This window comes from Parolsenella sp., from assembly GCF_982402205.1.
Window position 1 is genome coordinate 1 of sequence record NZ_CEVYAT010000136.1, and the last position, 4,356, is coordinate 4,356.

General features: G+C 68.4%; 3 protein-coding genes and 1 pseudogene. 3 read left to right on the forward strand and 1 reads right to left on the reverse strand.

What is annotated here, in order from left to right; all coding sequences use genetic code 11:
• Positions 1 to 215 precede the first annotated feature (215 nt).
• The 3 genes from purH to AC1VTH_RS06970 all read left to right on the forward strand — a co-directional run bounded on the left by purH (position 216) and on the right by AC1VTH_RS06970 (position 3,899).
• A complete protein-coding gene (purH, locus tag AC1VTH_RS06960) occupies positions 216 to 1,814 on the forward strand; it encodes a bifunctional phosphoribosylaminoimidazolecarboxamide formyltransferase/IMP cyclohydrolase (protein WP_481335429.1) in 1,599 nt (532 codons plus the stop codon).
• Between the two features lie 344 nt (positions 1,815 to 2,158).
• Complete coding sequence (locus AC1VTH_RS06965; protein WP_481335430.1) at positions 2,159 to 2,830, forward strand: response regulator transcription factor; 672 nt, start codon at positions 2,159 to 2,161, stop codon at positions 2,828 to 2,830.
• Between the two features lie 4 nt (positions 2,831 to 2,834).
• On the forward strand, positions 2,835 to 3,899 hold the full coding sequence (locus tag AC1VTH_RS06970; protein ID WP_481335431.1) for a sensor histidine kinase: 1,065 nt from the start codon (positions 2,835 to 2,837) through the stop codon (positions 3,897 to 3,899).
• A gap of 39 nt (positions 3,900 to 3,938) precedes the next feature.
• Here the strand turns inward: AC1VTH_RS06970 and AC1VTH_RS06975 are convergent.
• Positions 3,939 to 4,356 (reverse strand): annotated as a pseudogene (locus tag AC1VTH_RS06975) (hypothetical protein); the annotation flags it as partial.

Here is a 4,356-nt window from a genome sequence, read left to right on the forward strand (position 1 = left end):
CCCTTTGTCTCACTCCGCCCGCACGCCTCGGCGGGCTGGTCGCCGGTGCTCGCGCCTCGTGCGGGCGGAGTGAGACAAAGGGACTGTCCCCTCGGCTAATTTTGGTCGGGTCTGACCGCGCTGGTTGCGGCACAATAAGGGTTTGGGAGTTCAAACCCCGGATGCGTTCGGCGGAGGCCGCTCCCATGAGGTAGTGCACACAACGAGGAGGTTTCATGGCAGACAGCTCTATCAAGCGTGCTCTCGTCTCCGTTACGGACAAGACGGGCGTCGTCGAGTTCGTGAAGGCGCTCGAGGACGAGTTCGGCGTCGAGGTCATCTCGACCGGCGGAACGGCCCGGGTGCTCTCCGAGGCCGGCGTCAACGTGGTGCCCATCGAGCAGTACACGGGGTTCCCCGAGATGATGGACGGCCGCGTCAAGACGCTGCACCCCAAGGTGCACGGTGGCCTGCTCGCCCGCCGCGACGACGAGCGCCACATGGCCGAGGCCGCCGAGCACGGCATTGGCATGATCGACCTGGTCTGCGTCAACCTCTATGAGTTCGAGAAGACCGTCGCCAAGCCCGACGTCACCTTTGCCGACGCCATCGAGCACATCGACATCGGTGGCCCCTCGATGCTGCGCTCGGCCGCCAAGAACGCTGACGCCGTGACCGTGGTCTCCGACCCCGCCGACTATGACGCTGTGCTGGCCGAGATGCGCGCCAACGACGGTGCCACCACGCTCGCCACGCGCCGCCGCCTGCAGCTCAAGGTCTACCAGACCACCGCTGCCTACGACACGGCCATCGCCACCTGGCTTGCCGAGCAGGCCCCGGCCGCCGAGGATGGCGCCCCCGTCTTCCCGGAGCACTTCTCCATCGCCGGCACCAAGGAACAGGACCTGCGCTATGGCGAGAACCCGCAGCAGGCGGCCGCGTTCTACGTGCGCGGCGACGCCCCAGCCCACTCGCTGGCCCGTGCCACCCAGATCCAGGGCAAGCCCCTCTCGTACAACAACCTGCTCGACTCCGACGCCGCCTGGGCGGCCGTGCGCGAGTTCGACGAGCCGGCAGTCGTGATCCTCAAGCACCAGAACCCCTGCGGCTCCGCCACGGCCGCCGACGTCACCACTGCCTACGACAAGGCCTTCGCCTGCGACCCCGTCTCGGCCTTTGGTGGCATCATCGCCGTCAACCGCGAGGTGCCGCTCGAGCTCTGCGAGCACTTCGCCGACGTCAACAAGCAGTTCGTCGAGGTCATGATCGCCCCGAGCTACACGCCCGAGGCCCTCGAGCGCCTCTCCAAGCGCAAGAACATGCGTGTGCTCGCCACCGGCGGCGTCGACCGTACCGTGGGCGTCGAGGTGCGCACCGTCGACGGCGGCCTGCTCGTCCAGGACATCGACCACGTCGACGAGGAACCGGCCACCTTTACCGTGCCCACTAAGCGCCAGCCCACCGACGCCGAGATGAACGACCTCCTCTTTGCCTGGCGCGTCTGCAAGACCGTGAAGTCCAACGCCATCCTCGTGGCCAAGGACCGCGCGGGCCTTGGCATGGGTCCCGGCCAGCCCAACCGCGTCGACTCCGCGCTCATCGCCTGCGAGCGTGCCGAGAAGGCCTGCGAGCGCATGGGCGTCGAGCCCCAGGGCCTCGTTGCCGCGTCCGACGCCTTCTTCCCGTTCCGCGACAACGTCGACACCCTTGCCGCCCATGGCGTCACCGCCATCATCCAGCCCGGTGGCTCCGTGCGCGACGACGAGTCCATTGCCGCCTGCGACGAGCATGGCATTGCGATGATGTTCACCGGCACCCGCCACTTCCGCCACTAGTCGGCTCGCCCTGGCGCCCAATCTCGCCGCTCAGGCTGCGGCTCGTGTACCTCAGTACACGTCGCCTTGCCTTCGTGGCGATCTCGGGCACCAGGGCGACCCTTGGTTTTGAGGGTGGCACCCAATCTCGCCGCGACAACGGGCGTCTTGCATCTGCGGGGCGCCCATTTTTGTCCCAGAGCGGCGATACCCTAAGCAAAAAGACTTTTGCCGAGAAGCGCGCAAGGCGCCTGGCCGAACAATAGCGTAAGGATGGCGCACGAGGGCCGCCGTCGATGCGGTGTGCGCTACGCTGGGCGTACAAGATGGTGGCATGTGCCGCCAGCGCGCGCGAGGGGAGAGGCATGGCTAAGGTCTACGTCATCGAGGACGACGAGGCGCTGCGCGCCGAGCTCGTGCGCCTGCTCGCTCGCGAGGGCTATGAGGTCGAGGAGTGCCATGACTTCCCGCGTGCCGCCGAGCTTGCCCTCGCCGCCGTTCCAGACCTCGTGCTTCTCGACCTCACGCTGCCGGGGACGGACGGCCAGCTCGTTTGTCGCGAGATTCGCGCCGCCTCGAGCGTGCCGGTCATCGTGCTCACGAGCCGCGTCACCGAGGTCGACGAGGTGCTTGCCATGGGCATGGGCGCGGACGACTTCGTGACCAAGCCCTACAGCTCGCGCATCCTGCTCGCCTACATCGAGGCGGTGCTGCGCCGCACCCGCGGCCAGGTGGCGCCCAGCTCCATCATCGAGCGCGGTGGCGTGCGCCTCGACCTCTCGCGCTCGCAGGTCTCCCACGACGGCCGCCAGACGGAGCTCACCAAGAACGAGCTGCGCATCCTCGCCCTGCTCATGCGCCGCGGCGGCGCCGTCGTATCGCGCGAGGCGCTCATGTACGAGCTGTGGGAGTCCGACGCCTTCGTGGACGACAACACCCTCACCGTCAACGTGAACCGCCTGCGTGCGGCCCTCGAGCGCGTGGGCGTCACGGGCTGGCTCGTGACGCATCGCGGCCAGGGCTACTCGGTGAGGTAGCGACATGAATCCGGGCGCATATCTTAAGAGCCATCTGGGCCTCGTCTTGTCGCTGCTGGGCACGCTCGCCCTGCTTACCTTTGTGATGGAGGTGGCGGGCGGTCGCAGCTTTGCCCTGCTCGGTCTCATCATTGGCTCCGTGGGGCTGGTCTGCGGCCTGTCCCTTGACTACCTGGCGCACCGCGGGTGGTGGAGGCGGCTCGAGTGCCTGCCGCGCGAGCTCGACAACCCGCGCCTTGTCGCCGCGCTCACCGAGGCCCCCGGCTTTGCTGAGGGTGACGTTGCCTACGAGGCCATCGCCGCGTCCAACAAGTCTGCGAGCGACGAGGTGGCCGCGGCCCGTCGCCAGATGAGCGACTACGAGCGCTACGTCGAGATGTGGGTGCACGAGGTCAAGACCCCGCTTGCCGCCGTGCACCTCACGGTCGAGAACCTCATGGCAGACCCTGCCGAGGCCCAGGTCGACCCCGCCCGCCTCGACTCGATCGACGCGGGGCTGCGCCGCATCGAGGGCTACGTTGACCAGGCATTATACGTGGCGCGCTCCGAGACGCTCGAGGCGGACTACCTCATCCGCTCCCATCGCGTGGGAGACGTCGTGACGGCGGCGCTCAAGGCCAAGGCCCGCGAGCTCATAGCCGCCCACATGGTGCCGCGCCTGGGCGAGGGCATGGACCTCACGGTGCTCGCCGACGACAAGTGGCTGGGCTTCGTGCTGGGCCAGTTCTTGCAGAACTCCATTCGCTACCTGCGCGAAGACGCCGAGGGAGGGGCGCAGGTGTCCTTCTCGGCACGCGTCGAGGGCGAGGGGCTCGCGAGCGAGTGCGTCGTGCTTGTGGTGCGCGACAACGGCTGCGGCGTGAGTCCGGCCGAGCTGCCCCGCGTGTTCGAGCGGGGCTTCACGGGAGCGAACGGACGCACGCACAAGGGCGCCACGGGGCTTGGCCTATGGCTTGCCAAGATGCTCTGCGAGAAGATGGGCCTGTCCATCTCGGCCGACTCGCGCGAGGGCGCGTGGTTCGAGGTCTCGATCGCGTTCCCCACCAACAAGATGCATTACGTCGAGTAGGGGCTCGTGCGGGCACGGTGGCGCCCGCACGAGCCGTCGTTACAGATCTACCTGCACGCAGGCGAGGTCGATGAGGCGCAGCAGGAAGCGAATGCCCTGCAGGTAGGCGCGGCGCGTGATGCGCTCGTCGGTGCCGTGGACGCCTCGGGCGCACTCGTCGTCATCGACCACGAAGGCCGAGAAGCGAATGCAGGCGGGGCAGATGTGTTCGTAGTTGGCCGCGTCGGTGGCGCCAATGACCGTGGAAGGCACGACGCGCACGGGCGTGCGGCCGCTGCTCTCGCCGGGCTCGCGGAAGTAGCGGCCTGCCGCTGCGCGCACGTAGGCGAGGCCGGCGCCGGCGGGTTCGGGCGCGTGCGTGGCCTCCGAGCTGCCGGGACCCAGCTCCACCGTGACGCCCAGGTCTGCCACGGCCTCGCGGCAGCGCTCGAGCACGTCTGCGCGCGTGGTGCCCTCG

Bases quoted from the DNA above. Each gene is read 5' to 3' on its own strand.
- AC1VTH_RS06965 (WP_481335430.1), top strand. From the start codon at position 2,159: ATGGCTAAGGTCTACGTCATCGAGGACGACGAGGCGCTGCGCGCCGAG.
- purH (WP_481335429.1), top strand. From the start codon at position 216: ATGGCAGACAGCTCTATCAAGCGTGCTCTCGTCTCCGTTACGGACAAG.
- AC1VTH_RS06970 (WP_481335431.1), top strand. From the start codon at position 2,835: ATGAATCCGGGCGCATATCTTAAGAGCCATCTGGGCCTCGTCTTGTCG.